Source organism: Helicobacter typhlonius, assembly GCF_001460635.1.
Lineage (GTDB): Bacteria > Campylobacterota > Campylobacteria > Campylobacterales > Helicobacteraceae > Helicobacter_C > Helicobacter_C typhlonius.
Map to the genome: position 1 here is coordinate 115,424 of NZ_LN907858.1, position 26,068 is coordinate 141,491.

Below are 26,068 nucleotides of genomic sequence, written 5' to 3' on the forward strand. Positions count from 1 at the left end.
GTAATGGAAGGCGGTGTTTACATATTTGTGGGTATTATATTTTTAGTCCTAAGCGCGATGAAATGCTATGTGTATCTGCGCTTTTTACGGCACAATAGATTTATTCATAGGTATATTTCACTTGGTTTTCTCATTGTTTTGGCAATAGGGGAGGTTTTGCCTTGGCAATACTTTCTTGTTGGTTCTTGTGTAGTGCTTGATTATACACTTTTTATCGCGTGTGTATGTGTGGATATTGCAAGATTCTGTTTTAATCTTGCGCGGAAAATTGTCGCGAAAAAGAGACGGGTGGAAGTTTTGGAATCTAGCGCGCAAAGTTTGCAAAGCACGCCTTTAAACACAGCAGATTCTAAAATTTCTAAGGCGCAAGAGAGATTATCTTATGAATCTTCACAATTTTTATCATCTCTTAGCACATCTCCCATTATAGAATCTCCTTGCCCCGCGCCATATCCATCTATGTGTTCTCAACCTATTTCTGCCCCTCGCCGTGCATTTTTGCACATCATTGTTGATGTAATGGTGGGTATTTTGTTTGTGTGTTTTAGCATAATAGGCTTTGTCAGTGCCCTAAGTGTGCCACCTGTGAAACGCGTATCTGTGCGCCTCCCTAAGCTCAAAAGGGCTTTGCGTGTGGCGATGATTACTGATGTGCATATTGGTAAAACTTTGAAGGGTGCATTTCTAGCAAAAGTTGTAGAGAGGATTAATGCCCTTGATGCTGATTTTGTCGTCATTGTGGGTGATTTGGTCGATGATAAGATTCATAAAATTAAAGATGATTTAGAGCCATTGCGAGAACTCAAAAGTCGGCAAGGTGTGTATTATGTCGCGGGAAATCACGAGTATTATCACGGATTAGACCCTATTCTTGCTCATCTTAAAACGCTCAATGTGCGTATTTTGCATAATACACATATCGAGCTAGATGAACTCAATCTCGCAGGGGTGAGTGATTTGGCGGGATTGCGTTTTAACTATTTGCCACCAGATATAGAATCTGCCAAAAAGGATTTGAATCTACTTAAGCCGAGTGTGCTTCTCGCGCATCAGCCTAAATTTGTGCGCTCAAATGATGTAAGCGAGTTTGATTTGGTTTTATGCGGACATACACACGCCGGGCAGGTCTTTCCACTCTCATTTTTCGTATGGCTCGATCAAAAATACATACACGGGTTATATAATGTGCCTTCAAAAATGCCAAAAAATTTGCCAACACAGCTTTATGTAAGCAGTGGCGTTGGTTTTTGGGGTCCCGCAGTGCGCTTTCTGGCACAGAATGAAATCGTGCTTTTAGAATTAGAGGGCGTATAGGATTTGGCAAACAGATTCTATTGCCAAATCTAAAAGCCTTAAATATTTGTTTGATTCTAGGATTTGTCAAAACGAACGCATTTTTATGAGAATCTAGAATCTTTGTGTCTAAAGATTCTAAGGCATTGAGCCACAAAAGTAATGAAAAATTTTAACTTTAAAGAGGCTTTGAAAGCTTAAAATAGGGATTTACACGATTTATCAAAAGTTTTTCATAAATTGTGTTTTGTTTGTAAAAAAGTGCTAAAAATTCTTTTTTATTTGTCGCCCTGCAAAATTATGTAGCACATAAGCATTTTAAGGAGAAATGATGATAAGTTTAGAAAGTCTCAAAGCTGCCTATCCAGAAGCCCTCAAGTATCATATTGGTGGCAAGGTGGGGATTGTCCCTCGCAAACGATTGCGTTCCATTAATGAATTAGGCTTGGCTTACACTCCTGGCGTGGCTGTGCCTTGCAAACAGATTGAAGCTAATCCTTTAAGCGCATATGACTACACTTCTAAAAGTAATCTTGTGGCGGTTATTAGCAATGGCACAGCTGTGCTTGGACTTGGCGATATTGGCGCAATGGCGAGTAAGCCGGTAATGGAGGGCAAGGCGATTTTGTTTAAGACTTTTGCCGATGTCGATGCTTTTGATATTGAAGTTAATGAGAAAGATGTGGATAAGTTTGTTGCTGTTGTTAAGGCGATTGCACCGACTTTTGGGGGCATTAATTTGGAGGATATTAAGGCTCCAGAATGCTTTGAGATTGAAAGGCGACTTATCGAGGAGCTTGATATACCGGTAATGCACGATGACCAGCACGGCACAGCGATTATTTCTACTGCAGCAATTATGAATGCCTTACATCTTGTGGGCAAGGAGGCAAAAGATATTAAGGTAGTCGTGTGTGGTGCGGGAGCGGCGGCTATGGCGTGTGCGAAGATGTATCTTGCACTTGGTGTAAAAAATCTTGTGATGTTTGATTCTAAAGGGGCGATTAGTGCGGATAGGACGGATTTAAATGAGTTGAAAAAGGCGTTTGTATGCAAGGAGAAGTATCACTCTATAAAAGACGCGCTCAATGGTGCAGATGTGTTGCTTGGGCTATCAAAGGGTGATTTGCTTACAGGAGATGATATTAAGGGAATGAACGAATCTCCTCTTATTTTTGCTCTAAGCAATCCAACACCAGAGATTATGCCAGATGTCGCTAAAAAGGCGCGACCCGATGCGATAGTAGCCACAGGACGAAGCGACTTCCCAAATCAAGTGAATAATGTGCTTGGATTTCCTTATATCTTTAAAGGTGCGCTTAGGGTGCGTGCGAGTAAGATTAATGAAGAGATGAAGTTTGCTGCGGCAAAGGCGATAGCCGAGCTTGCGCGTGAGCCAATTACTGACAAGCTAGAACAGCTTTTGCAGCATAAGGTAAGCTTTGGCAAGGAGTATATTATCCCTTCGGCATTTGATGAGCGACTGATTGATGTCGTCTCAAATGCAGTTGCAGAGGCGGCGATAAAAAGTGGCGTGGCGAGGGTGTAGCAAGGGTAGTTTTATCTTAAAAGGCTTTATGCACTAAAGCGAGGGCATAAAGTTTTACTGCATAGATTCTAAGGCAATGAGTTCTTTTATAAAAGTAGAATCTATTAAAGAGGAGCAAACAAGAGTATTGTTCGTATCAAATTGCTTTTGCAAATCATAAGGTAAAGAATTTATATCTATGCCTTACAATAACATTTTTAAAATTATCTGCTAGTAACATCTTACTCCTTGTTCTATGGCAAATTTGGTAATTCTTGTTCTAAAAGATTAAGGGCATTTTGTGTGCGTATTTCAAAGGTATCATAGTAATCTTGCATTTGCTTTTGTGTGAGTTTGTGTTCTTGTGCTGTATATCGTGCCAAATCGTCAAAAATTTGCATATAAAGATTGCAAGTAGCTTCAAACTCCAAACCATCAAGGCGATGACATACATTGATAACATCTTGCAAGTAGTAAGCCACTTCAAAGCCTAGCACATTATGCAAGGCTTGTATATTTTCGGTGCTTAAAAAAGCAATGATTTTATAATGCAGAATAGAATCTAGTGAATGTATATCAGTGTTTATATGTTTTTTTGTTATAAGCTCTGCAACCTTAGTCCTAAGACTATGTATTGCTGCATAATAACAACTCTGCTCTTCACGATAAGCCTCATTGTCATTTTGTGAATCTTGTAGGTTTGTGCTATATGCGTGTTGTAGCTTTTTGCATTCCTCTTGTGTCAAACTATTTAGGGAATCAAGTTTAGCTACATTGATAAGATTTTCTAATACAGAATCTAATGACTGAATAGTTTGTGTTACAGATTTTGTGCTTTGCATACCCTGATTGTTTGATATGCCCCAAGCATAACATACAATACCACATAGCAACAAGCCTAAAACTTTCATTCCCTTATTTCCTTTTTGCTTCTCTCTCCATTTGCTTTCTCGCTCCGACTTAATCTCCCCACCTTTAACTAATAATCCTTTAGAATCTATGACTACTTCTATTCCACCAGCTTTAATAATAACACAATCTCCCTTAGCAGTAATTGAAGTGTCTCCTACTTGGTGAAGGATAGTGTTATCTGTATTGACACTATAATTAGTTTGAATCTCACTAAATTTAGAAATTGCGGTTTCTGTATTCAAAGCGGATATACTCGATAATTTCTATTTTATCGCCGAGTTCTTTGCCCTTTGATTCTATACTCGCAATGCGGCGCACAACGATGTTCCCGCCGATTTTGGTATGCTGCTTACAAAAAATAATGTAGAATCCTGTCTCTCTTTATTAAGCGCACAGATTAAAAACTATCGCATACAATCTAAATAAATTAAAAATTAACCCCTTTAACTTTAGCATTTGTTATGAGCCCTCCCATAACAACCCCAAAAGGTATAACTAGAGGCGCACCCCAAACATATATAGGCATACGAATAGAGAGCATAAGACTATCTTGAGATGGGTAATGCGAAGTGTAATCTGTGCGATGTGTGAGTGCAAGATATATCGGTGAGCTTGGCAAAATCAAAATACCCTTATCAAAATACGCTCCATTTATCGCACTATCCCTATATCCACCACCTACATATAAACTCAGAATCTGCCACCCACGAATATTAAAAAATGTAGGATGCCAATAACCCTCAACCCCAAACCGATGAGAAGTTTGCTCATTAAAGCCATATTCATAGCGAAATTTTGCTCCAAAAAATTGAGGAAATCTTTGCCCAACACCACCAAAAGAAAGTGTGCCAAAGTCAAAGGCAATATGCTTTTGTGAGAGTTGCTCTAAGCTGTTATGAGCAAGGGGAGATTCATTGAATACAAACCCATATTCAGTGCCAAGCACATTCATTATTATGCTAAAATGCGATATATCTCCGCCAAATGTTGGTTGTTCTCCCAGCTCTTTATCATAATAAAAAGTCTTAGAATAAGTAATCCTCTCATCAGAAGCAAAATCCCAAAAGCTATATCCATAGGCATTTACTACAAACAAAATACCTAAACCAAATCGTAACATATAACTTATGCTTAATCTACTATTGCATTTGTGCAGCAACTTCTGCGGCAAAATCCTCTACTTTTTTCTCAATACCCTCGCCTAATTCAAAGCGGATATACTCGACAATCTCTATTTCATCGCTGAGTTCTTTGCCCTTAGATTCTAAAACTTGAGCAATTGTTTTCTTATCGTCCATTACATAAAATTGCCCCAAAAGTGTCATTCTTTGGTCGAGCAATGTGCTATCAGCGACAAATCGCTCCATTTGTCCGGGTAGAATCTTATCCCAAATCTGCTCTGGTTTCCCTTGAGCTTTCAAGTCCTCTCGTAATTTTTGCTCTTGCGCTTTAAGCACAGATTCGCTAAGTTCGTTGCGGCTGATGTATTGTGGAATCTTATGAAGAGGTTTGCCAAGCCTTTTAAGCTCCTCATTTTCTTTCTGCAATTCGGCAATGATAGCAACCTTTTCTTTTTGGATAAAGTCATTATCAAGCTCTGTATAGCTTAAAACTTGAGGTTTCATCGCTGCTGCGTGCATACAGATATTTTTCGCAAGTTCTACACAAGCAGCCTTTGAAGATTCTTTGCTATATTTCATTGCGATAAGCACACCTACGCGTCCATTTGAATGCACATAACCATTAACGATGCCGTTGCCCTTTGATTCTATACTCGCAATGCGGCGCACAACGATGTTTTCACCAATTTTTGCAATGTTTTGTTGCAAATATTCCTCAAACTTCGTGTTACCAACATTCATCGAGTGAAGCTCTCGGGTGCAAGAGAGAGAGTTTTCATAAACGATTTTTGCGGTATTTGCCACAAGCTCTTTAAAGGTATCGTTTTTAGCTACAAAGTCTGTCTCGGAGTTGATTTCAATAATACTTGCCTTGCTAAAATCACTTGCTACCTCTACACTCACAATACCTTCGCTTGCTACTCTATCAGCCTTTTTAGCAGCTTTGCTTAAGCCTTTTTCACGGAGATATTCTACCGCTTTATCAATATCGCCATTGGTTTCTACAAGTGCCTTTTTGCAGTCCATCATACCTGCGTCTGTCATTTCGCGGAGTTGTTTCACAAGCTGTGCTGGAATATCTGCCATATTATGCCTCCTCTTGCATTTGTGTAGCAACTTCAGCAGTTACTTCATCAAGAATCTCTTGCTTTTCTTCATTAGTGACTGGAGCAATTTGCTCTCCTTGCTCATTCTGCTCATCTTTATTTTCAGATCGTCCCTCTAAAATTGCCTCACTAATCTCCTTACAGAAAAGTTGAATAGAGCGGATAGCATCATCATTTCCCGGAATTGGATAATCCACCATATCAGGGTCGCAGTTCGTATCAAGCGGTGCGACTACGGGAATACCAAGTCTTCGTGCTTCGGCTACTGCGATTTTTTCTTTCACTGTGTCAATCACAAACACCATATCAGGGGCTTTTTTCATATGGCGCACACCACCGAGATATTTATTGAGCTTTTCTTTTTTGCGCTGCAACATTAGCTTTTCTTTTTTAGTCAGCAAGTCAATTTGTCCGCTATTTTCCATTTCTTCGATGATTTCAAGCTTACGCACAGATTTTTTAATTGTGCTGAAGTTTGTGAGCATTCCGCCTAGCCAACGATAATTGACATAGGGTGCATTCACAGATTCTGCGTATTGTTTGAGTGTTTCACTCGCTTGTTTTTTTGTGCCTACAAACATAATTACTTTGCCTTCACTCGCGGCTTCTTTAACGATATTATAAGTGAAGCGGAAGTATCGCAAAGTCTTTTGCAAGTCAATAATGTGGATATTCTTTCTCACGCCAAAAATGAATCTTTGCATTTTTGGATTCCAGCGGCGCGTTTGATGCCCAAAATGCACACCGCACTCGAGTAGGTCTTTCATTGTTGCCATAGTGTCTCCTTGTAGTTATGTGGTTTATCCTCCATACCCATTAACAACCCCAGACTAAGTAATTTCAGGGGTTTGCAACCTAAAAAGGATTGGTATGTGTGAATTTGAATGATAAATGCTCAAATCCTTGAGCCAACAAGGGTTTGGAGCATTTTGCAAACAAAGGGTGCGATTGTATCTTTTCTTTACTAAAGTTTTGCTTATGCGTGAAATTTGCTGAAGTCTTCGCACCTACTCATAAAAACTGCCAAACAAAATGGAATCTTGCCTACTCAAAAATCACTTATCATTTTTATGTTTCTTAATAGAATCTTTAGTGCTTTATTTGTTTAAGCTCTCACAAATATAATAAAACTTAAGCCCTAAAAAGCTACAATATGCCTCTTGTTTTATTATTTCACATTTTTAAAGAGGCGGATACAATGGCAAAAAAACTGCATACTTTTATGGGAGATACCCCAGCCCAAGCTCTCAAAAAAGCGCAAGATACTTTTGGAGGCGATGTTTTGCTTGTGGAAAATAAAGAGATACGCAAAAAATCGCTCACACAGCCAGGTTTGTATGAGATTGTCATTGCTGTTGATGGTGATGTGCAGCCTGCCACACCAATTGAATCTAGTCCAGCGACCTTTCAACAAGATGCAAAGCAAGAGGAAGTGCTGTCTGCGCCAAATAGCGTGCAAAAAAGGCTTGATGAGATTGCGGACAAAAAAATAAAAAAGCGCAAAGAAGCCCAAAAGCCTAGAATCTACGATGAGGTAACGCTCCAGCTTTCTGATGCGGTGAAGCAGATTTCAAAAATTGCAAATGTTCCAAGCAATATGCCCGAAAATCCACAGATTCAGCCCGCAACTCGTCCTTTCCCAAGTGCCACTCCTGCGCCAAAATCTCAAGCTAAGGCATTTGCGCCAACTATGATAAGTCAAAGTATCGATGAACGTGCTAATGAGAAGATTCAGGATTTGCAACAAACGCGCTTAGAGCAGCACCTCAATGATAAAATGGAACTTAAAAGCATAAAAGCCGAGCTAAATGAGCTAAATGATAAATTAAAAATTATTCAAAATATGCTGTGGGACGAGAAAAGCCCTAAAAATGAGGGGCTCAATATCCCACAAGAGTTTGCTGAAATTTATAGAATTGCAAAAACGAGTGGTATGAAAAGGGAGCATTTGGATACAATAATGCAGCTTTCTTTGGAGCTTATGCCTCTAAAAATGCGCTCAAATTCTACGACAATCAAACGTTATTTTCGTGAGGTTTTGCGTAAGATGATTTATTGTCGGGGTGAGAATCTACAAAATAATGCAAAGAAAATTCTAATGCTTGTAGGACCCACAGGTGTGGGCAAGACAACGACTTTAGCAAAACTTGCCGCGCGATACTCTTTAATGCTTAATGCACGCTATCGTGTGGGTGTGATCACGCTTGATACCTATCGTTTGGCGGCAGTAGATCAGCTGATGGCGTATGCGCGTATGATGAAGCTAAGCATTGACACGGTGGTAGAGCCTGAGGAGTTTGGTAAAGCCATAGATTCACTTAAGCATTGTGATTATATCCTTATCGACACAGCGGGGCATTCACAGCACGACCACAAAAAACTACAAACGCTTAAAACCTATCTCAATAGCGACTATAAGATTGATATAAATTTAGTCTTGTCAGTAAATACCAAATACGAGGATTTGCGCGATACCTATAATGCTTTTAGTGAGCTTGACATTGACACGCTTATTTTTAGCAAACTTGATGAAAGTCGTTATTTTGGGAATATTTTCTCACTCGTGTATGAGACAAAAAAACCCATTTCCTATCTCTCAATCGGGCAGGGAGTACCTAATGATTTAGTTTTAGCAAGTAATGACTATTTGGTGGATTGTCTGCTTGATGGATTTAGGCGACCAGAACCAAAATAGCCATAAAAAGGCACACAATGATACACAATCAAGCATACGAACTGCAGTCTATAATCAAAAGCCAAGATAAGCGCAACTTCAGCTCCACACGATTTGTGGCGGTTACTTCAGGTAAGGGCGGAGTGGGTAAATCAAGTATAAGCGCAAATCTTGCCTATTGTCTATGGAAGCAAAAAAAGCGAGTGGCGGTTTTTGATGCGGATATTGGTTTGGCAAATTTAGACCTCATCTTTGGTGTGCGCACACAGAAAAATATCCTTCACGCATTGCGTGGGGAGGTGGGTTTTCAAGAGATTATTCATACCATTGAAGAGGGCTTGTATCTTATTCCCGGTGATAATGGTGAGGAGATTCTAAAATATGCTAATAGCGGGGTGTTTGAGCGATTTTTGCAAGAAAGCGATATTTTAAATGATATTGATTATATGATTATCGACACAGGCGCGGGGATTGGTGGTGTTACGCAGGATTTTTTAAACGCAAGTGATGTTGTGATAGTGGTTACTATGCCAGATCCTTCCGCGCTCACTGACGCATACGCGACAATTAAGCTAAATAGCAAAATACATAGTGATATACTTATGATTCTTAATATGGTGAAAAATGCTAGAGAATCCCAGCTTGTCTTTGAACGCGTCCTTTCCCTCGCGCAAAAAAATATCCCCTCTTTGAAGCTACGCCTTTTAGGATATATCGAGCAAAGCCAAGTCGTGGCAAAGGCGGTGCGCCAGAGGGAACTTTTTGTTAAGGCAGAACCTATAAGTGCAGTAAGTGGGCAGATAGAGATTATTGCTAAAAATCTACTTGCTAATGTGGAACACAATATGCTTGCTTCACCTCAAAAGCAGCATTTTGCCGATTTCTTTAGGCGTGTGTTTGGCTATTTTTAGGGCTTAGAGTAGAGGTAGGATATGAAACCAGATAATTATATGAGTTTTAGCATTGTCGCAGGGTTTTTTGTTGGACTTGCTTTTTCTATTAGCAAGTTTGATGAGCCTGAAATTATGGTGTTATGGACGATTATAACGACAATGGGTGTATATCTTATTGTGGCGGTGAGTGTGTCGCTCTATTTTTGGTTTTTGGATTTTGAACGTTCAAAATTAAAAAAGTCTAAGTTTGAGAATAATTTAGAATTTTATCGCACTGAATTTGACAAACGAGAAAAAGAGTCCGCCAAGATTCGCAATTTCATTAGAAGTATAGAATCTGATGACGAGGAAATGGTGCAACAAAATGAAGATTCACATTAGGAGCAGTGTGTGAAGAGCATAAACAAAGGCAATGGGTATAATCAAACACTAAAATACGCGCAAGATGAGCTTGCTCTGCAGTATCTTCCAGCTGTTAAGGCAATGGCATTTCGGCTTAAGGAGCGTTTGCCTAGTTCGATTGAAATGGCAGATCTTGTGTCTATTGGCACAGAAGAGCTTATTAAACTTGCAAGACGTTATGATAGTAGCATCAATGATTCTTTTTGGGGATATGCGAAAACGCGCGTAAATGGGGCAATGCTTGATTATTTGCGTAGCCTTGATGTGCTTTCTCGCTCTAATCGCAAACTTGTAAAATCCATTGACTATGAAGTATCAAAATATTTTAACGAGCATCAAGAAGAGCCAACTGATGAATATCTTGCGCAGATTCTAAATGAGGATATAGCAAAGATTAAGGAAGCACGAGTGGCTTCGGATATATACGCACTTGTGCCTATTGATGAGCAATACAATGCCATTTGCGAGGGCAATATCGTAGAAGATGTGCAGAAAGAGGAGCTTATGGAGATTATTCATAATATCCTTAAAAAGCTTAGTAAGAGGGAACAAATGGTGATTCAGCTCTACTATTTTGAGGAGCTAAGCCTCAAAGAAATTAGCGAGATTTTAGATATTACTGAATCTCGTATTTCGCAGATTTCAAAAGAGGTGATTAAAAAAATTCGACAAGGACTAGGAGATATAAATGGCTGATATATTAAGTCAAGAAGAAATTGATGCCCTCTTAGAGGTTGTCGATGATGACGGCGATGCCTCCGATATTGATGAGCAGGATTTAGCCCACCAAAAGCAAGTTACGCTCTATGACTTTAAGCGTCCAAATCGTGTGAGTAAGGAGCAGCTACGCGCCTTTAAGTCTATACACGACAAAATGGCAAGAAGCTTGTCTTCGCAAGTCTCTGCGGTAATGAGAAGTATCGTGGAGATTCAGCTCCATAGTGTGGATCAAATGACTTATGGTGAGTTTTTAATGAGTTTGCCCTCTCCTACAAGCTTTAATATCTTTTCAATGAAGCCCCTTGAAGGTGCGGCGATTTTAGAAATTAACCCAAGTATCGCCTTTCCTATGATTGATAGACTTTTGGGAGGGAAAGGCGACCCTTATGAAAGCTCAAGGGAGTTTAGTGATATTGAGCTTAACTTGCTTGATACACTTTTGCGACAGATTATGCAAAATCTTAAGGAGGCGTGGAGCTCTATCACAGAGATTTTTCCAAGTGTTGATGCTAAGGAATCTTCTCCTAATGTTGTGCAAATCGTGGCACAAAATGAAATTGTTATTATGGTAGTTATGGAGATTATTATTGGGCATAGTAGCGGTATGATGAGTATTTGTTACCCTGTTATTTCGCTTGAAACAGTGCTTTCGCGTTTGGCAAGTCGTGATTTAATGTTGAGTGATACAAGCTCTAAAAAATCTCGTAACAAAGAGCTTCAGGCACTCGTATCTGGTGCGAATGTCGTAGTAAATGGCTATTTGGGAGATGCTACCCTGACGCTCAAAGAGGTGCTTGATTTACAAGTGGGTGATATTGTGCGGCTTGATACCGTGGCTGATGATACTATCATTGTATCTGTCGATGGTAGGGAAAAATTTGTCGCCACAATCGGTTTGCAAAGATATCGTAAGACTTTACAGATTAAAGAAGTGATTAAAACCGAAAAAGACCAAGTCAAAGAAGTGCTTGAAATGCTTGAAGCGCAGCGTAAAAATAAAATTGCTGATATTTCGGAGGATGGAGAATGAAAGCCTTTATAGATTTGATTGTTGCTGAAACCATAGCTACTTTAGAAGGATTAATGGGTAAAACGCCTAGTGTAACACATACCAGCGATACCGATGTGAGTCTTGAAAACCTCCCTGTGCCTTATTCAATTAGCTATATTGTTGCAAGTGGCGATGGGAGCGGTGAGCTTGCTATGGTAATTCCTGTGGCTATGGGGACAGCTCTTGCTGATATGATGCTTGGCGGAGATGGTGAAAGCAAAGATGATATGAGCGATGATGATTTAGATGCGATAAAGGAGATTAGCTCTAATATTTTTGGAGCGGTTTCTACCTCACTCAATGCGCAAAAAGAATTACCAAAACTCAATTTTAGCTGCACCAATATTGAATTTGTAAAAAACGAGATTGATTTGTCTCGATTCAGCAAGGCGTATCTTTTCAATTTTTCGTTAGATTCTATTCAAGCAACCTTTGTTGTTTTGGCTAATGCGAGTTTCGCAGGGCTATTTGAGCAAAATGCCCAACCTCAAGGCGTTGCGGTAGGGACTGCGAATACTGCTCCCGCTCACGCACTCTCTCCCGTGGAGTTTAAAAATATTAATATGATTCTTGATGTGCGCCTCAATGTCAAGGTACGTATCGGGCAAAAGAGAATGCTCTTAAAAGATGTCATTGCGATGGATATTGGGAGCGTGATAGAGCTTAATCAGCTCGCTAACGACCCGCTTGAAATACTTGTTGATGATAAGGTAATTGCTAAGGGCGAAGTTGTGATTGTTGATGGGAACTTTGGGATTCAAATCACAGATATTGGCACGAAACGCGATAGGCTAGAGCAGCTTAGAGGCTAATTTATTGCTTTTTGGTTCCCTAGAGGGCTTAGATTCTTAAAAGTATGGTGTAAGCACTTCTTGCATATATTCAATCAATATGTCTGCTTGATTTCTAAAGGAGTGGATTAGTTCATCTTCTCTTTGCTGCACTATTTGAAAAATACATTCTTGTTTGTCCTGATATCTTTCGTGTTTTTTTAAATGTGTCCTCTGCATCTGCAAAAACTTTTTTATCGTTGTCGTTTTGAGAATCCCCAATTCTTGTTGCAGCTTAATCTTTAACTTTATTATGAGATGAGTAAAATTAAAATGTAAGTCGCCTAAAAAATGAGCGAAGCAAAACCTAAGGTGTGTGGATTGTAATGATTTGGGCTTATTTTATTTGGATAAGCCCAAATGGGCGTGGTGCTTTATTCTTGCTCTTTGTCTTTTTTAGAGATAGGGCAAGCGCCAAGTGGACAAGCCTGTCTCCCTGTCCATACATACAGAGGACAAAAACCAAATGCACCTGTGAGTAAAGGGATAAGCCCCACAAGTCCCCACCAAGATTCAAAATAAAATCCAGCAGCAAAAATCACAAAGGCAAGCACGACTCTTATAATTCGTTCTGTTGTTTTCATATAAGCTCCTTTTTTGCAAAATGTGTGAGGGAGTATAGGGTAAAAAAATAATGATGTCTGTGATAAAATCACATTTTAATGACAAAGCAAGGAGGGTGAAGTGAGCAAAGAGCGACTGAAAGCTATTTTTGCCCCGCTAGGCTTAGCACAGCAAGATATTGAAAGCATAGTCCAACAAGCATATTTTAAAAGTTTTGCGCCAAATACACTTATTAATCAAAATGAGAATTGCTTGGGCTTTATTTATGTGTTTTCAGGGGCTTTACGCGTTTATATTATGGGTGAGAATGCTAAAGAAATTACACTTTTTAATCTTAAAGAGAATGATTATTGTCTTCTTTGCTCGCATTGTGCGCTGCATTCTATACATTATGATATTTTACTTGAGAGCAGCCAAAACACAGAAGTGCTTATTGTGCCCCATCAGTTATTTTCTAGGCTTAAAGATACTTATCCTACGCTTTCAAATTTCACACTCACGCTTATTTCTAAGCGACTAAGCCAAACCATATCCACACTTGAGCAAGCATTATTTAAGCCGCTTGTTGAACGAATCCGTGAATTTTTGTATGAAAATGCGCATAATGGGGAGATTCTCATAAGCCACGAAGAAATTGCTAATCATCTAGGGAGTTCGCGTGAAGTCATCTCACGAATCCTCAAAGAAATGGAAAATAAAGGCGAAATTAAACGCGCTTACAAAAAGATTATTCTGTTAAAGATAAAGGGACAAAATGTTTTTTAAATGGTGTCTTAAAATCGGTGGTGCATTAGCTGTGGGCTCACCTGTGCTTTTTGCTATGATTGCAATTATGATTGAGCCTGTGGGGATTGGATTTGCTATTGGCTATGCTCTTGCCTTTGCACCTTTTATATTCCTTGCATTTTGTGTATTGGGTGTTATTTTAGAGGGTATTTATACTTTTTGCACGCGCAAACTCCTTTTGCCCAAACTCAAAGAATTTACTATTTTTCGTGCCCGAAATGGACATTTTCTCATCTCTTTTAAAAGGCAAAATATTTTTCATAAGCTAGAAATTAAGCTTTTAGGGGATATGCGATGTCAAGTGTGGCATAGCACGAGGCAGAGTGTGAATCAAGAGTGGCGTGAGCAATCTTCACAACAAAGCCTTATCAATGAATTTTGCAATAAAAATCTGCCTTTGGTTGGCAATCTCCCAGCACTTTTTACCTTTCTTGATTTTTGTGCAAAAGTGCCTTTAGTAGGGGATAAAGATGCAATCCTGCTTCATCGGGGTATGTCTATCTATTGGGATTTTCCGCTTTTAAATGATGAGCCACTTCCGCAAGAAATTCAATCTCTGCACAAGCGAGAGAAAAAAGTCATCATCAAAAGATTTTTCGCATTATGCTTGTTGATTATCACGCCTATATTTGCTCTGTGGTTGTATTTACAGAGTGCTTTTTATCCTTGTAGTATTTATTATGCCGTGCAAGAGGGCGATATAAAAAAGTAGGGAATCTTTTAAAAAATGGAGCAAATCCAAATGTGTTATGTTGGAAAAGCAAACTTGCTGCATTTTTATCTGCGATATTGAATATAAATTGGGCAATCTCCGCTCCAAAAAGCGATTGAGGATAATGAAAAATACATTGAGCAAGAGCGCACATATCGTAATAATAGTGAAATAATCAAGCTCCTTATAGAATTTGGAGCAAAATAGAAAATCCTCTCTTCAATAGCAAAGAATCTTGATTGTCTTGTTGCTATAAGATAGAAAAATAAAGAGCAGAATTGAAACCTTGCGTCTACAATTACAAAAAAAAAAAAAACGATATTTTTGCAGATGAATGTGCTAGAATGCAGAAATTTGTTCTTTGGGGGTGGCTATGAATCTTAAAGATATGCAGAGGAGAGAAATTGAATCTTTAAAGAAAATTGGTTTATATTCTAGTGTAAGCTTAAGCACAATGCAAAAAATATGCAAATATGTATCGGCTATCATTGTGTTTGTGTATCTTGTTTTTGTTCAGGTGAAAACACCTTTTCTTTCACATACTTTTATTAATGTATTTACAGGAGCGGGTTTTGCTTTTTACCTCTTTAAAAAAGACTATTTTAAAGTTGGGTTGCTTACGCTCTATATCGCTTTTGGCGGTATATGCCTTCTTGGTGTGCTCTTTTATCAAGGAATTTTTGGAGTAGAACATTTTAAATTACAAGAAATACTTGAAATTATCGCATCAAACAATGAGGATCTACACTCTCCTTATCAAGCAGGTTTATTGATGACTTGGAGTTTTGTGCCGCCACTCCTTTTTACACTATTAGCAGCCTTAAGCGTCTTTATGCGGCGATTTGAAAGCAAACTCCCTGCTTTATTTTTACTCTATTTACTTCTTTTGCCTTTTGTATGGTTAATTGGCTGTATAATTGTGGGTGTATTTATAATTGATGATATTTAATTCTTTGCTCTTTTTGCAATCTCTTTGGCAATATCATATCCATACTTGATAGCAGCAGCGATTGAGCCACCATTTTTAAGCGCAATATCCCCCGCTACAAAGATATTTTTCACACTGCTTTCCCATAAAGGAGAGCAAAGCGGCACACCCTTTTCATCTGTGGTAATAGAGCATTTTTTCAAAAAATCAATAGGTGAAGCACCACCAATAGCATAAATCACCCTATCAAATACATCTTTACTCCCATCGCTAAAATGCACTCCTACCTTTCCGTTATCATCACTTAGCTCTGTAATATCAATGCCAAGCTTTGTGTGAAGTGAGCCATTTGCAATCACATTTTTAAGTGCAGCCGCATTTGTATCATTAATGCGTGAAAACTCACTTCGGCGGTAATTAAGCGTTACGCTCCCACCATTGTCTGCACTTTGGGCTAAATCATACGCATATTCCACAGCAGAGTTTCCTCCACCTACAACGAGAATCTTTTCATTTTTTTGCGCATCATTGGCATTGAAATTAATATATTTACGAATTGTCGGTGGCAAAGTATAGCTTGGTTTATTGGGTTGTCCCATTTTCCCTATACAGATAACGACAAAACACGCCTTATAGCTGCGATTATCTGTTGTAGTAATCACAAAGCCTTCACTATCTTTGCAAGGCACAACAGATTCCACATCGCTTTGATAAGTTACTTCAACAGGAGAGAGAATCTCATCAAAAAGTGCTAATGTGCTTTCTCTATCGCCATCTTTAAAGTCAATCTTTCCTTCTAATTGCACAACTTGCCCTTTGTAGTCTTTATCCACGCGTTTGCCTTCTTTGTAAAACTTGCGAATACTCATATTGTGCGAATCACCTTTTTCAAGTGCTATCACACTTAAATTGCGTGCTTGAGATTCTATGATAGCACTAATCCCGGCAGGTCCGCAGCCTACTACGGCTACATCATATATTTTATTCATCATTGCCTCCTTTATTTTGTATGGCAGGTTTATTTTGTTTTTTATCAGTTTTTGCAGCAAGGTTTAAGTCTTCCACAGAATCAAAAAGCACACCCTGCATCATTTTGTTTGCATCATCAAATTGTCCATTTTTTAAGCCCCATATAAATGCAAGCAATCCAAATAAGCCTAGCACAAGCGATACAGCAAGCATAATCGCAACCATTTCAACATTCATTTTATGCCTTTGGTAGTGATTTAAGATGCACGGATTTTAGCATATTTTGGTAGGTTAAGTTAAATGAATCTATAAGGATTTTATATTTACTAAATTGTAGCTACAATAATTGTAGTATTAGCAAAGTCATAACTATATTTAGGAGGTATATGATGTCAAAGGAACAGCAAATATTAAAACCAAAGAAAAAGATGGGTGTGGTGCTTCTGCTAAGCATAGGCTTTTGTATGCTAATGCTTTTTTCGTGTGTTATCGTGTTTTTAAGTCTTAATCGCGTGGGTAATATCAACTCGGCACTCACTCAAATCAATGATGAAAATGCTCTTGCTCAACGTTATGCGATTAATTTCCGCGGCAGTGTGCATGATAGAGCTATTGCCATTCGTGATGTAGTGTTGATTGATGGTGAAGACAAAAAGGGCTTACAAGACCTTTTGGGGCAGATTAACTCATTGGAGCAATTCTACAAAGAAGCCGAAGATAATATGAAAAATATCTTTATTAATACAAATAGGCTTAGTCAAGAAGAACTTGCTATACTCCGCAATATTGATGAGATACAATCAAAGGCTATTCCGCTTATCGTGCAAATCACTCAAGCAAAACTTGCTGGAGATTCTAATAAAGCCTATGTTTTACTTAAGAATGTCTCGCCATATTTTACACAATGGCTCAAAGAAATAAATGTGTTTATCGACCACAAGGAAGAGCTGAACGGGAAACTAACGCAAAAGTTAAGGAGTGATGTTGATAGCTTTAGAATTGAGCTTTTGGTTATTTTGGCACTCAGTATTGTTTTTGGTGTGATTGTGGCGGTTGTTATTGTGCGCACATTGCATAGTTTGCTTGGTGGTGAGCCTTATATCGCTTCACAGATTGTGGCAAAAATTGCAAATGGTAATCTCATTGATCCTGTAGGATATAAAGGTGAGGATTCAATGTTGGCTTCCATTGCAATGATGCAGCATAAACTTAGAGAAATTGTGGAGTTTATCATACACTCTTCAAATAAAATTAATGATGCAGCTATACAAGTGGCGGATACTTCACACAAAGCTCAAGATGCTGCTCATACACAAATGAAAAGTTCAATTGATGTAGCAGATAAGATAGGACAAATGAATCAATCTGTCATTGAGGTGTCAAATATTGCCAAACAAACAGAGGAAAACTCTATGAAGAGCGTAGAAGTTTCTACAAAAGGTGTGGAGATTATTAATATCACAGCTCAAGAAATTGGTAAAATTACAGAAATGATTAGCTCTTCAGCAGATAAGATTCGTAGCTTACAGCAGCAATCTGTGGAGGTTGGCGGAAGCGCCGAGCTGATTGCAGAGATTGCCGATCAAACAAATCTTTTAGCCCTTAATGCAGCTATTGAAGCAGCAAGAGCAGGAGAACACGGAAGAGGATTTGCTGTTGTTGCAGATGAGGTGAGAAAGTTAGCAGAACGCACTGCTTCTACAACGACAGAAATTGCAAATATGATAACACTTATTCAAGAAAATATAGGCTCTTCTGTTAGCTCAATAGAGGCTATTGTGCCACAAATTGATAAAGGACAAAAGCTTATTTTAGATTCTGTGCAAACACTAGAAGAAATCCAATCTCAAGCCCAAGATTCTCTCCAAAAAGCCCAAGTGGTAGCTTCTTCTTCAAGTAAGCAGGAATATACTATGGAGAGTATTTCACAAGATATACAAGACATCACAACGCTTTCACAAGAAACACGCACTGCTTTAGAAAATGCAGCTCAGACAATTGAAGAGCTTCAGCACATCTCTGATTCACTCAAAAACTATATGGCATACTTTAAAGTATGAGAAAGCCCCACAATTTATGAGAATGTAGCCTTTTAGATTCTCATAAATTTTTAAGGAAAAGATATGCAAATTTATGTGCTTGGTGTGCATACGGATACAGGTAAGACGCATTTTAGCGCAGCATTTTGTAAGGCTTTTTCTTATGATTATTTTAAGCTCATTCAGGCAGGGGTGCCAACTGATAGTGATTTTGTGAAGACATTAAGTCCTACAACACATATATTTGAATCTGGTATATTTTTACAGACCCCCGCCTCTCCTCATCTTGGAAAAAAAATAGAACATTTGCATTACAAAGCTTTTGATATTGCTTTGCCTCAAAGCAAAAACCTTCTTATAGAAACTGCGGGTGGGCTTTTTACACCTATTGATGAAACTTACACGATGGTTGATTATGTGCAAAGATTCAAACACCCTTGCTTCTTGGTGGCAAAGTATTATCTTGGTGTGATTAATCATATCTTGCTTTCACTTGAAGCTTTAAAGCAAAGGCAGATTCCAATCCTTGCCTTGCTTTTAATGGGTGAAGAAGATATTTCAATCGATGAATTCATCACTTCATATACAGGAGCGAGAATATTCCATTTACCTTTTTTTACACCTCAAGACTTTGAAGCAAAAACTCAACTCCTCAAAACTCAAATGCAGGAATTGATGCAAAATCTATCTTTTTTATAAAATTTTGCACTATGCAAAGATTCTCAAGGTAAGCCAAGTTTCAAATATCAATTCAAACATTACAAAATTAAATAGAGTATTGTGATTAAGATTCAAATATACTTGATTGCACGATGAATGTATGCCAACACTGCCAATTTTATAAAACTTATCAGTCATTTTATAAATAAACTTGACATTAAATGACTAAACTTATATAATGCTATCTATATAAAATTTAAGGAGTTTATTATGAATTTATTTGAAAAATTAACAAATCAAATGAAAGAAGCACTTGATAGCGCAGCTTCACTCGCTTTGCATTCTAAAAACCAAGAAATTACCCCCGCACATATGTATTGGGCGCTTTTAAGCAATCATCAATCCGTGCTTAATCAAGCCCTTAATAAAATGAATATCCGAAAAGAAGCCATAGAACTTCAAGCAAGAAGCGAGATTGATAAGCTTCCTAAAAGTTCAAATGTTGCAAAAGAGAATCTAAGTTTGAGTAAAGATTTATCCTCTGCGCTCAATCTTGCTCAAGGCGAGGCAACTAAGAATGGTGATAGTTTCATTGCGGTAGATATGTTTTTAATTGCCAATATCAAAGAAAGTGTTTTTGTAGCGATATTTAAGCCTTTTATGGATATTACAGAGTTAAAAAAGACATTATTAAGCCTAAGAGGAGAAAGCAAGATAGAATCTCAAAGTGGTGATGATAATTTAGAATCTTTAAGCAAATTTGGTATTGATTTGACCCAAAAAGCTTTAGAGAATACGCTTGATCCTGTGATAGGACGCGATGATGAAGTAAATGCAATGATGCAGATTCTTATACGCAAGAGTAAAAATAATCCTATTTTGCTCGGCGAACCCGGTGTGGGTAAAACTGCTGTTGTAGAGGGACTAGCCCAAAAAATTGTGGCGAAATCTGTCCCCATAAGCCTACAAAATAAAAAATTAATTGCCCTTGATATGAGCGCACTTATCGCTGGAGCAAAGTATCGTGGGGAATTTGAAGAGCGATTAAAAAATGTTGTTGATGAGGTGAAAAAAGCTGGAAATGTGATTTTATTTATTGATGAGATACATACGATTGTAGGTGCAGGAGCGAGTGAGGGCAGTATGGACGCGGCAAATATCCTTAAGCCTGCTCTTGCACGAGGCGAACTTCATACCATTGGAGCAACTACATTAAAAGAATATCGCAAATATTTTGAAAAAGATGCTGCGCTTACACGGCGATTTCAGCCTATAAGTGTGAATGAGCCAAGCATTAATGAAACATTGCAAATTTTGCGCGGGATTAAGCCAAATTTGGAAGCTCATCATAATGTAAGTATTACAGATAGCGCACTTGTGGCTGCAGCAAAGCTTTCAAGTCGTTATATTGCTGATAGATTCTTACCTGATAAGGCAATTGATTTAATTGATGAAGCGGCAGCAGAATTAAAAATGCAAATAGAATCCGAACCTTTAGAATTGAGTAAAATTAAGAAACATATTGCGAATTTGCAGGTAGAAAAACAAGCTTTAAATATGGAAAAAAATAATGCCAATGATGTGCGTATAGGGGAGATTGATAAAGAATTGGAGAATTTGCGCGAAGAGAGAGTGGCATTGGAGGGGAAATTTGAGCAAGAAAAACAAGTTTTTACAAATATAGCATCGCTTAAATCAAATCTCGATAGTTTAAAAAGAGAATCCGAACTTGCCAAAAGAAGCGGGGATTATAATAAGGCTGCAGAAATTGACTATGGCAAGATTCCCCAAATTGAGGCACAAGAGAAGGCATTGCAAGAGCAATGGGAGCAAATGCAGCAAAATGGCACTTTGCTTAAAAATGCTGTTACACAAGAGAGTATCGCAGGAGTTGTTAGTCGCTGGAGTGGCATACCGATTAAAAAAATGCTCCAAAGTCAAAAGGAGCGTATTTTGGGTATAGAATCCGAGCTAGAAAAAAGCGTAGTGGGGCAAGATGATGCGATTAAAGCGATTGCTCGGGCGATTAAACGCAATAAGGCGGGATTAAGCGATGTAAATAAGCCTATTGGAAGCTTTTTATTTTTAGGACCAACAGGCGTTGGTAAAACACAATGTGCGAAAACTTTAGCAGAATTTTTATTTGATAGTGCCAAAAGTCTTGTGCGCATTGATATGAGCGAATATATGGAAAAACACGCGGTGAGTAGGCTCGTGGGCGCACCCCCGGGCTATGTGGGCTATGAAGAGGGTGGTGTGCTGACTGAAGCTATAAGGAGAAAGCCTTATAGTATCGTGCTTTTTGATGAAGTGGAAAAGGCGCACCCTGATGTGTTTAATATCCTTTTGCAAGTGCTTGATGATGGGCGACTGACTGATAGCAAGGGTATTGTTGTGGATTTTAGCAATACGATTATTATCTTAACAAGCAATATTGCAAGTGATAAGATTATAGAGATTGAGGATAAGCAAGAGAGACAAAAGGCTGTTAAAGAGGCATTAAAGATGTATTTCAAGCCAGAGTTTTTAAATCGCCTTGATGATGTGGTGGTGTTTAATCCATTGGGAATAGAGGAGATTACAAAAATTGTAGATATTATGTTTGAATCTTTAGCAAAAAGGGCGCAGGAGCGAGGCATAAATATTTCTTTAAGCAAAGAAGCAAAAGAGCATATAGCAGCGATTGGTTTTGATAGTATTTATGGTGCGCGTCCGCTAAAAAGGGCATTGTATGAGGAGATTGAGGATAGGTTAGCAGATTTAATTTTGCGCGATGAGGTGAGTGAGGGTACTAAGGTGCGCTTTGTGTATGAGAATGAAAGTATTGGCACACAGATTGAAAATGCGTAAGAGTAAGCAGTAAAGTATCTGTGGAATTTGCTAGATTCTAAAACTCCCTAAAAATTGCCTCTAAGCTTTCTTTTACATAGCGCACTTCATCATAGCTCACAATGTAGGGGGGCATAAAGTAGATTGTATGACCAAGTGGGCGTAAAAGTAAGCCTTTTTGCAAGGCTTTTTGAAATACCCAAAGCCCGGCGCGTGCTCGTTTTTGACTTAGAATATCAAAGGCATAAATCATACCTTTTTGCCGAAAATTCCCCAAAAATGTAAATTGTTTTAAAGATTCAAATTCTTTGGCAATATACGCACTTAAAATGCGATTTTTTTCTATAATATTATCTTTTTCAAAAATATCAAGCACTGCATTTGCTGCCGCACACGCTAGAGCATTGCCTGTGTATGAATGAGAATGTAAAAATGCCCTTTGAGTTTCATATTCTGCATAAAAAGCATTATAAATTTCATCATTTGTTACGACCACAGATAAGGGCAAGAATCCACCGGTAATACCTTTTGAGAGGCAGACAAAATCGGGTTTTTCCTTGCATTGCTCCATTGCAAAGAGTGTGCCACTGCGCCCAAAGCCCACAGCAATTTCATCAAAAATGATTTGCACGCCAAATGCACGACAAAGCCTTATGGCTTCATCGATAAATTTTGCGCTATACATATTCATATTACCCGCACATTGAATGAGCGGCTCGAGGATAAAGGCGCAAATATGCTTCCCTTGTGCGGTAAGAATGTGCTCTAAAGATTCTAATTCTTTGTGAAAATTGGCATTTTCAAAATCACTCACACTCTCTTGTGTATTTGCTATTGGCACGGGAGTGATGAGACAATCAAGCAGCAGTGGCTCATAAGTGCGCTTATAGAGTGCCACATCACCCACGCTCAAAGCCCCGAGTGTTTCACCGTGATAGGAGTTGCTTAAAGATAAAAATCTGTCGCGTTTTTGCCCGAGATTAAGATGATAATGAAAGCTCATCTTTAGGGCTACTTCAATCGCACTTGAGCCATTATCTGCATAGAAGCATTTACTGAATCTCCCTCCCAAAAGGGTGCAAAGTCTTTGTGAGAGTGTAATAATTTGCTCGTGTGAAAAACCTGCCAAAATGATATGGGCTAGTTCATCAGCTTGGGATTTTATCGCATTTGCGATATATTCATTACAATGCCCGAAAAGATTTACCCACCACGAGCTGACACAATCCATATATTTTGCATTATCAAAATCATAAAGATACATACCATTTGCTTTTTTTATGGGGATTAATGGCACATTTTCGTGGTCTTTCATCTGTGTGCAGGGGTGCCAAATATGTGCTAAATCAAGAGCCTTTAACTCGTTTGCATTCATCTCTAAGCCTTTTTTGTAGGAAAAATTGGCACAATAATACTTCAATTTTTCATAAATGAGGCTAAAATGCTACCAAAGCCTTAGAATCTAAAAAGCAGGGGCGAGATATGGATATTAAGCGGATTTTGTTGCAGTTAAAGAACAATGATAATTTTCGTTTCTTTGCACCCTTGAAGCATCACGACATATTTGTGTATGAAAATAACCAAAAGCTGCTTAATCTCGCGAGTAATGATTATCTCGGCTTAAGTGCTAATCACACATTGAAGCGGGAATTTTTAGAATCTGTGCGCACAGAGGATATGCTCTTTTCAAGTAGCTCCTCGCGCCTTTTGAGTGGGAATTTTGAGATTTATGAAAAATGCGAATCATTGCTTCATAGCCTCTACCATAAACACACCTTACTTTTTAATAGTGGCTATCACGCGAATATCTCCTGTATTCAGGCACTCTCCACCATTCCTCATACGCTTTTTGTCATCGATAGATTTATTCACGCAAGTGTAATTGATGGACTTCGTTTAGGCAAGGCACGATTTAAGAGTTTTGAGCATAACAATATGCACGAGTTGGAGCAGATTCTTAATGACAATACGAAATCTTATGAGAATATCATTATCATAAGTGAGGGTGTTTTTAGTATGGAGGGGGATTTTGCGCCATTAGATAAGATTGTGCGTCTCAAAAAGCAATTTGATAATGTTTTTATTTACCTCGATGAAGCCCACAGCGTAGGCATTATAGGTGAGAATGGTTTGGGCTTAGCGGCTTACTTGCACCTTTTAGAATCTATTGACTTTGCGATACTTACCTTTGGCAAGGCAATCGCCTCTGTGGGTGCGTGTATGCTATGCAGTGAGGATTTGCGGACATTTTTTATCAATTTTGCGCGTGGGCTTATTTTTTCTACCGCCCTACCTCCTATTAATGTTGCTTTTAGTTATTTTGTTTTCAGCAAGATTCACAGCTTTTGCAAAGAACGTGAATATATGAAAAATATATCTTCATATATCAAGGAGGATTTGCAAAAAAAGGGCTATAAAGTGCTAGGAGAAAATCACATTTTGTCCGTGCTTTGTGGTGAGAATACACAGGCTTTGGCACTTTCCTCTCGTTTAAAGGAGCGCGGGATTTTTGCTCCAGCTATTAAATATCCTAGCGTGGCAAAGCACAGCGCAAGGGTGAGATTCTCTTTAAATAGCGCACTTACACAGGAACATATAGAATCTTTACTCAAGGCATTTGAATGAAATATATGTTTTTGCATACACACGCCCAAAGCCCGAAGTGCATTGTGTTTTTTGGCGGATTTGGGAGCAGGGCGGAGCATTTTAGGCATTTAGAGGCGCAGTGCAGTGTGATTTTGGTATATGATTACAAGGATTTTATGCTTCATCATACTTTTTTACAAGATATGAAGCGTTTTAGTGAAGTTATTCTTATTGCCTTTTCAATGGGTGTAAGTATTGCGCCATTATTTGTCTCTCATCTCCCATTTGTAAAAAAAATAGCCATTAATGGCACAAATGTTGGCATTGATAGAGTGTTTGGCATACACCCCTCTATTTTTAAAAAAACCATAACGCATTTTGAAAATAAGCTTTTTTGTAAGGCACTTTTAGGAGAGAAAGATAATACCCTTATTCTTGCACCTAAAGAAGAATTACAAGCAGAATTGCAAAGTATTTTTGATTTTCTTTTATCCCAAAATCAAGCTAAAAATATAGAATCTGCAAAAGATGAGCAAGTTTCTAAAAATTCACTTGATTCACAAAAAATACAGGAAAGACAAATACATTTTCATTATGATACTGCACTTTTATCACAATCTGATGCGATTTTTCCTTTTAATGCCGCTAAAAGTTTTTTTGCCTCTTTAAGTCCTTTGACACATATTACGATAACACATAGCCCACATTTTGTATTTTTTGATTTTAGCTCGTGGGAGGAATTGTGCTCTATTTAAAGCGATTTCTTAAGGCAAAAGATACTTACACACAAAATGCTATCGTGCAAAAATATATGCGTGATAAATTATTAGAGATATTGCGCGCGCAGCATAGAGTGGATTTTAAGTATATTTTTGAATTTGGAGCGGGTAATGGTGAGCTAAGCGCACTTCTTTGCAAAATGCTCACTTTTACCTCATATGTATGCAATGATATTAATGACTATAAAGTGCATTTTGATGATACGCGTATGCGCTATGAATGTTTTGATATGAAAGAGCTTTTAAAACAGAAAATATGTCAAATGCAATTTGAACTTATCGTATCAAATGCCACTTTGCAATGGCTTGATTTTGAGCAAACACTTTGTGATATAAAGCAGATTCTCTCCCCTAATGGCTATTGTCTTTTAAGCACATTTGGGGAGCAAAACTGCTATGAGGTAAAAGCCATTACAGATTATGGTTTGAGCTATATTTCACTTGAGTGTATGCGAGAGATTCTTACAAAGCATTTTACTATTATATTGCTTGAGGAAGAAATTATGAATCTAGATTTCCCTACGCCGCTTGATGTGTTTAGGCATTTGCGCCTAAGTGGAGTAAATGCCTTAAGCCAAAATGGATTTATCGGTAAAAATATGCTTTGTGAATATGAGCGGAGATTCAAAAATCGCCTTACTTATCACCCAATTTATATGCTTTTGCGTCATAAAGAGAATCTTTAA

26 protein-coding genes are annotated in these 26,068 nt (G+C 38.3%); 17 read left to right on the forward strand and 9 right to left on the reverse strand.

Translation table 11 applies throughout. The annotated features are described in order from the left end of the window. Positions 1 to 3: 3 nt before the first annotated feature. The gene (locus BN2458_RS00590) at positions 4 to 1,314 is read left to right on the forward strand and encodes a metallophosphoesterase (protein ID WP_034328044.1); all 1,311 of its coding nucleotides are present in this window, start codon (positions 4 to 6) and stop codon (positions 1,312 to 1,314) included. Positions 1,315 to 1,624: 310 nt separating this feature from the next. Next, positions 1,625 to 2,842 carry a malic enzyme-like NAD(P)-binding protein gene (locus BN2458_RS00595; protein ID WP_034328042.1) on the forward strand — a complete coding sequence of 406 codons (1,218 nt, stop codon included), beginning with the start codon at positions 1,625 to 1,627 and terminating at the stop codon, positions 2,840 to 2,842. Positions 2,843 to 3,075: 233 nt separating this feature from the next. Here the strand turns inward: BN2458_RS00595 and BN2458_RS00600 are convergent, their stop codons facing one another. The 4 genes from BN2458_RS00600 to rpsB form a co-directional block, all read right to left on the reverse strand. Beyond that, positions 3,076 to 3,975, reverse strand: coding sequence for a hypothetical protein (locus tag BN2458_RS00600; RefSeq protein WP_231944806.1), 900 nt, complete (start codon positions 3,973 to 3,975; stop codon positions 3,076 to 3,078). A 185-nt stretch (positions 3,976 to 4,160) separates the two neighbouring features. Then, the gene (locus BN2458_RS00610; RefSeq protein ID WP_052082211.1) at positions 4,161 to 4,853 is read right to left on the reverse strand and encodes a hypothetical protein; all 693 of its coding nucleotides are present in this window, start codon (positions 4,851 to 4,853) and stop codon (positions 4,161 to 4,163) included. Positions 4,854 to 4,872: 19 nt separating this feature from the next. Beyond that, a complete protein-coding gene (gene tsf / locus BN2458_RS00615) occupies positions 4,873 to 5,940 on the reverse strand; it encodes a translation elongation factor Ts (RefSeq protein ID WP_034328041.1) in 1,068 nt (355 codons plus the stop codon). Position 5,941: 1 nt separating this feature from the next. Then, positions 5,942 to 6,736, reverse strand: a complete 795-nt coding sequence (rpsB, locus tag BN2458_RS00620) for a 30S ribosomal protein S2 (RefSeq protein ID WP_034328040.1) — start codon at positions 6,734 to 6,736, stop codon at positions 5,942 to 5,944. Positions 6,737 to 7,158: 422 nt separating this feature from the next. Here rpsB and flhF point away from each other — a divergent pair, with 422 nt between their 5' ends. From flhF to fliY, 6 genes are read left to right on the forward strand one after another with little or no spacing between them, the layout of a single operon-like run. Beyond that, positions 7,159 to 8,655, forward strand: coding sequence for a flagellar biosynthesis protein FlhF (gene flhF / locus BN2458_RS00625; RefSeq protein ID WP_034343805.1), 1,497 nt, complete (start codon positions 7,159 to 7,161; stop codon positions 8,653 to 8,655). A gap of 17 nt (positions 8,656 to 8,672) precedes the next feature. Next, positions 8,673 to 9,545: a MinD/ParA family protein gene (locus BN2458_RS00630; protein ID WP_034328037.1), complete on the forward strand. Its 873-nt coding sequence runs from the start codon at positions 8,673 to 8,675 to the stop codon at positions 9,543 to 9,545. A 21-nt stretch (positions 9,546 to 9,566) separates the two neighbouring features. Further along, positions 9,567 to 9,908 carry a hypothetical protein gene (locus BN2458_RS00635; RefSeq protein ID WP_034328036.1) on the forward strand — a complete coding sequence of 114 codons (342 nt, stop codon included), beginning with the start codon at positions 9,567 to 9,569 and terminating at the stop codon, positions 9,906 to 9,908. A 9-nt stretch (positions 9,909 to 9,917) separates the two neighbouring features. Further along, complete coding sequence (locus BN2458_RS00640; RefSeq protein ID WP_034328035.1) at positions 9,918 to 10,625, forward strand: RNA polymerase sigma factor FliA; 708 nt, start codon at positions 9,918 to 9,920, stop codon at positions 10,623 to 10,625. Beyond that, positions 10,618 to 11,679: a flagellar motor switch protein FliM gene (fliM, locus tag BN2458_RS00645; RefSeq protein WP_034343757.1), complete on the forward strand. Its 1,062-nt coding sequence runs from the start codon at positions 10,618 to 10,620 to the stop codon at positions 11,677 to 11,679. The genes BN2458_RS00640 and fliM overlap by 8 nt, the downstream gene beginning before the upstream one ends. After that, complete coding sequence (gene fliY, locus BN2458_RS00650) at positions 11,676 to 12,512, forward strand: flagellar motor switch protein FliY (RefSeq protein WP_034343760.1); 837 nt, start codon at positions 11,676 to 11,678, stop codon at positions 12,510 to 12,512. Before fliM ends, fliY begins: the two co-directional genes overlap by 4 nt. Positions 12,513 to 12,904: 392 nt before the next feature. Here fliY and BN2458_RS00655 read toward each other — a convergent pair whose 3' ends face one another. Then, positions 12,905 to 13,114: a YgaP family membrane protein gene (locus BN2458_RS00655; protein WP_034328519.1), complete on the reverse strand. Its 210-nt coding sequence runs from the start codon at positions 13,112 to 13,114 to the stop codon at positions 12,905 to 12,907. A gap of 100 nt (positions 13,115 to 13,214) precedes the next feature. Here BN2458_RS00655 and BN2458_RS00660 point away from each other — a divergent pair, with 100 nt between their 5' ends. From BN2458_RS00660 to BN2458_RS00670, 3 genes are all read left to right on the forward strand, one after another. Further along, the gene (locus tag BN2458_RS00660) at positions 13,215 to 13,859 is read left to right on the forward strand and encodes a Crp/Fnr family transcriptional regulator (RefSeq protein ID WP_034328513.1); all 645 of its coding nucleotides are present in this window, start codon (positions 13,215 to 13,217) and stop codon (positions 13,857 to 13,859) included. Then, positions 13,849 to 14,592 carry a hypothetical protein gene (locus BN2458_RS00665; protein ID WP_034328510.1) on the forward strand — a complete coding sequence of 248 codons (744 nt, stop codon included), beginning with the start codon at positions 13,849 to 13,851 and terminating at the stop codon, positions 14,590 to 14,592. Before BN2458_RS00660 ends, BN2458_RS00665 begins: the two co-directional genes overlap by 11 nt. Positions 14,593 to 14,965: 373 nt before the next feature. Further along, entirely contained in the window at positions 14,966 to 15,541 is a 576-nt protein-coding gene (locus BN2458_RS00670; RefSeq protein ID WP_034343762.1) for a hypothetical protein, read from the forward strand. Here BN2458_RS00670 and BN2458_RS00675 read toward each other — a convergent pair. Both BN2458_RS00675 and ccoS read right to left on the reverse strand, forming a co-directional pair. Then, complete coding sequence (locus BN2458_RS00675; protein ID WP_034343765.1) at positions 15,538 to 16,509, reverse strand: NAD(P)-binding domain-containing protein; 972 nt, start codon at positions 16,507 to 16,509, stop codon at positions 15,538 to 15,540. The two genes, BN2458_RS00670 and BN2458_RS00675, sit on opposite strands and share 4 nt — an antisense overlap. After that, on the reverse strand, positions 16,502 to 16,726 hold the full coding sequence (gene ccoS, locus BN2458_RS00680) for a cbb3-type cytochrome oxidase assembly protein CcoS (protein ID WP_034343767.1): 225 nt from the start codon (positions 16,724 to 16,726) through the stop codon (positions 16,502 to 16,504). The genes BN2458_RS00675 and ccoS overlap by 8 nt, the downstream gene beginning before the upstream one ends. 149 nt (positions 16,727 to 16,875) lie before the next feature. Here ccoS and BN2458_RS00685 point away from each other — a divergent pair, with 149 nt between their 5' ends. Together BN2458_RS00685 and bioD are read left to right on the forward strand one after the other, a co-directional pair. After that, a complete protein-coding gene (locus tag BN2458_RS00685) occupies positions 16,876 to 18,549 on the forward strand; it encodes a methyl-accepting chemotaxis protein (RefSeq protein WP_231944807.1) in 1,674 nt (557 codons plus the stop codon). Positions 18,550 to 18,612: 63 nt separating this feature from the next. Beyond that, complete coding sequence (bioD, locus tag BN2458_RS00690) at positions 18,613 to 19,227, forward strand: ATP-dependent dethiobiotin synthetase BioD (RefSeq protein WP_034326665.1); 615 nt, start codon at positions 18,613 to 18,615, stop codon at positions 19,225 to 19,227. Positions 19,228 to 19,236: 9 nt separating this feature from the next. Here bioD and BN2458_RS09800 read toward each other — a convergent pair whose 3' ends face one another. Then, positions 19,237 to 19,386, reverse strand: a complete 150-nt coding sequence (locus tag BN2458_RS09800) for a hypothetical protein (protein WP_156407266.1) — start codon at positions 19,384 to 19,386, stop codon at positions 19,237 to 19,239. A 72-nt stretch (positions 19,387 to 19,458) separates the two neighbouring features. Here BN2458_RS09800 and BN2458_RS00695 point away from each other — a divergent pair, with 72 nt between their 5' ends. Continuing rightward, entirely contained in the window at positions 19,459 to 22,038 is a 2,580-nt protein-coding gene (locus BN2458_RS00695; RefSeq protein WP_034343771.1) for an ATP-dependent Clp protease ATP-binding subunit, read from the forward strand. 37 nt (positions 22,039 to 22,075) lie between these two features. On the opposite strand, the gene BN2458_RS00700 is transcribed toward BN2458_RS00695, so the two are convergent. After that, the gene (locus BN2458_RS00700; protein ID WP_034326660.1) at positions 22,076 to 23,392 is read right to left on the reverse strand and encodes an adenosylmethionine--8-amino-7-oxononanoate transaminase; all 1,317 of its coding nucleotides are present in this window, start codon (positions 23,390 to 23,392) and stop codon (positions 22,076 to 22,078) included. 107 nt (positions 23,393 to 23,499) lie between these two features. Here BN2458_RS00700 and BN2458_RS00705 point away from each other — a divergent pair, with 107 nt between their 5' ends. From BN2458_RS00705 to BN2458_RS00715, 3 genes are read left to right on the forward strand one after another with little or no spacing between them, the layout of a single operon-like run. Continuing rightward, positions 23,500 to 24,642 carry an aminotransferase class I/II-fold pyridoxal phosphate-dependent enzyme gene (locus tag BN2458_RS00705; protein ID WP_034326658.1) on the forward strand — a complete coding sequence of 381 codons (1,143 nt, stop codon included), beginning with the start codon at positions 23,500 to 23,502 and terminating at the stop codon, positions 24,640 to 24,642. Continuing rightward, entirely contained in the window at positions 24,639 to 25,358 is a 720-nt protein-coding gene (locus BN2458_RS00710; protein WP_034326656.1) for a pimeloyl-ACP methyl esterase BioG family protein, read from the forward strand. Before BN2458_RS00705 ends, BN2458_RS00710 begins: the two co-directional genes overlap by 4 nt. Further along, on the forward strand, positions 25,346 to 26,068 hold the full coding sequence (locus BN2458_RS00715; RefSeq protein ID WP_034326653.1) for a methyltransferase: 723 nt from the start codon (positions 25,346 to 25,348) through the stop codon (positions 26,066 to 26,068). Before BN2458_RS00710 ends, BN2458_RS00715 begins: the two co-directional genes overlap by 13 nt.